Origin of the sequence: Micromonospora sp. NPDC005710 (assembly GCF_040630995.1) — a bacterium.
Taxonomy (GTDB): Bacteria; Actinomycetota; Actinomycetes; order Mycobacteriales; family Micromonosporaceae; genus Micromonospora.
The window spans coordinates 1-2,673 of record NZ_JBEXYP010000066.1; the positions used below are offsets into that span (position 1 = coordinate 1).

General features: G+C 71.7%; 2 protein-coding genes and 1 pseudogene. All 3 read right to left on the reverse strand.

The window, feature by feature from the left end; translation table 11 throughout:
* Positions 1 to 194: 194 nt before the first annotated feature.
* Complete coding sequence (locus tag ABZ406_RS30890; RefSeq protein WP_357769105.1) at positions 195 to 920, reverse strand: HD domain-containing protein; 726 nt, start codon at positions 918 to 920, stop codon at positions 195 to 197.
* Positions 921 to 1,002: 82 nt separating this feature from the next.
* A complete protein-coding gene (locus ABZ406_RS30895; RefSeq protein WP_357769107.1) occupies positions 1,003 to 2,343 on the reverse strand; it encodes a polysaccharide lyase family 1 protein in 1,341 nt (446 codons plus the stop codon).
* A 42-nt stretch (positions 2,344 to 2,385) separates the two neighbouring features.
* Positions 2,386 to 2,673 (reverse strand): annotated as a pseudogene (locus ABZ406_RS30900) (gfo/Idh/MocA family oxidoreductase); the annotation flags it as partial.

The window sequence follows — 2,673 nt, forward strand, 5'->3', positions numbered from 1 at the left end:
CGCCGTCGCTGCTCTTCTCCCGTCGCCAGACGATGGCCCAGTACGCTGCGGCGCTGCTCGCGCACGGTCAGCGGGAGCAGGCGTTGCCGCGGGTGCAGAGCAAAGGGGGTGCATGCGACGGGTGGGGTAGGGCGTGGGCTGACCTACGGGCCTACGGGCCTACGGGCGCGAGGCGAGGGCAGAGCGGCGACCCGTCAGCTCGAGGCGGGCTGGTCGAGGATGGCGCTGAACCGTTCCTCGGCAAGATCCAGTTGACTGAAGATGTGCCGTTTCACCGCCGGCGACAACGGGGTGTCCGGTCGGCCGATCAGGTCCCGGAAGAGCGGCACCAGCGGGCGGTACTTCCGGGCCGACGAGATCACCTTCGGCCCGACCGTGTGGATCACGCCCACACCGTTGTCGGTGAAGTCCGAAACCTTGATCACCCGGGCCCACGGCTCCCGGTCGAGGCTGACTGACAGGTGCTCCCGGTACTGGGTGTTGCGGTCGCGTTCGGGGTCGTACACCGGATTGGTGACCGCTGCGACAAGGGTGGCCACCCGTGGCCCGAACCGCGCGGCGAGCGCGGCCAGCGCGGCCCCGGTCGGGTCGGTGCCCGGGTCACCGCCGGCCAGCTCGGCCGGGTGGTCCTCCACGGCGTCGTGCAGCAGGCCGGCGACGATCACGTCCACGTCCCGCACCTGGTAGTGGTGCATCAACCGGATCGCCACCCGCAGCAGGTGGTTCAGGTACGGCTCGCGGACACGCCGATCGTCGCGGTGCAGCTCGGCGGCGAGGTCGAGCGCGGCTCTCAAGCGGGCCCGAGCGGCGTCGTCGAACTGCTGGACCTCCAACCGGAAACGTTCCAGCAGGCCCGGTTCGCCGTGGATCTCGGTGATCGCGTGCATCGGCATGCTGCCCAGGTGCGGCGGGAAGTCCATGCGTCACTTATAGCCGATCTTCTCCACATCGATGAGCCCGTACGTCGCCGACCCGACCGCGAGTTGCGGGCGCGCCGAGCCGTCAGATCGGCAGCCGGTCGGCGCCGGCGAGCGGGCCCACCACGAGCGGCACCAGCGGTGCCGGCAGGACGGGGTCGCGGCGCAGGGTGGGCGTCCAGCCCGCGTCCCCGGCCAGGTCGGGGTCATGGGCAGCGTTGTACGCCGCCAGCAGGCCGACAGGTCGGGCCGCGCCGCCGCCCTGGCGGACCCAGGAGCCTCGCTCGGTCACCGCGGTGCCGCCCCAGTCGTAGAGCAGATCCGCCGGGTCGACACTCGTGTCCAGAGTGAAGAAGTTGTTCTGCGCGTAGATCGCCGACTGGACGCCGACACCGAGCGCGTACTGGAAGTCGTCTCCACCGAGTCGGTAGTGGTTGTTGTAGACGTCGACCTGACCGAAACGCACCCGGGGCAGCCGTTGCAGGACGCCGTCGAAGAAGTTGTGGTGCAGTGTGACCCGCAGCCGGCCCACGTCCGGGCCGACGGTGTTGGACGAGCCGATCAACAGCAGCTTGTCCCGACCGGTGAAGCGGTTCCACGAGGCGGTGACCAGGCTGGCGGTGTGCGTGACGTCCAGCGACCCGTCGTGCACCTGGTACGGCCGTCCGAAGTACACCGGCTGGGCGCCGTCGGGGTTGTCGCCGTCGGTGAACGTGTTGTGGTCGACCCAGACGTTCTCGCTGCGGCGTACCGAGATCTGGTCGTACTGGCTGTTCCAGTTGCCGGCCTCGCCGTCGGTGGGTGACCAGGCGGGGAAGCAGTCCCGGGCGTCGACGAGGGTCAGATTGCGGACGATGACGTTGGACGCCCGGTCGATCATGAGGGTGAGCCCGGTCAGTCGGGCGCCGCGCAGCCCGATGATCGTGGTGTTCGGCCCGACGTTGATCTGGGTCTGCCGGGTCTGGTTGGCCACCGAGCGCACCCGGGCCTCCTCCAGCGGCCCGCTCGGCGGCACCCGCCCCCACACCGCCGGGTCGTACGCGGCCAGGTAGGCGTCCAACCGGTAGCCCGGGTCGGCCAGGTCGGCGCAGCTCAGCGGCGTGCCGTCGGGACCTTCGAAGCCGTCGACGGCGCCGTCGACGTAGATGAGCTTCGGGGTGGCGTCGGTGGCGTTGCCGGCGTTGTCACCGCCCAGCGCGGCGACCAGTTCGGCCCGGTCGTGGACCACCCGGGTCCGCTCGGCGGCGGCCGTCGAGCCGCCGGTGGTGCCGGGGCCGTCGGCCGCCCACCCGTCCCGCTCGGGCAGTGCCTGCCGGCCGAGGTGACGGGCCGTCCAGGACGGCCCGTCGTCGGGGCGTGCGGCGGCGGCCGGCGCGGCGCCGAGGAAGAGGGCGACCACTGTGACGCCACCGAGGATTCTGCGCATCGGCTCTCTCCGATCGTTGCGATGGGGCAGTCGGTTGTTCGTCTAACCCGCCAGCTCGGCGCGGTACGCGGCGGACGCCCACGGCACCGCCAACTCGCTCGGCAGCGCCTCCCGCTCGACCGCCTGGCGCAACACGTCGACGACTCCGCGCAGGTGGCGGACCCGCTCCCCGCCCTGGTCGACTGTGGTCACCAGATCGCCGTCGAGCAGTCGGGGCTCCGGCGCGGGCCGCAACGCGTCCAGCAGCGCGGTGAACGGCGCGGTACGGGCCAGCGGCGCGATCAGCGGCACGCCCACCGGGTCGACCCGGTGGGCGAGCCGCTGATCGCG

Excerpts from the sequence above, each read along its gene's own strand:
- ABZ406_RS30890 (WP_357769105.1), bottom strand. The coding sequence starts at position 920 with ATGGACTTCCCGCCGCACCTGGGCAGCATGCCGATGCACGCGATCACC.
- ABZ406_RS30895 (WP_357769107.1), bottom strand. The coding sequence starts at position 2,343 with ATGCGCAGAATCCTCGGTGGCGTCACAGTGGTCGCCCTCTTCCTCGGC.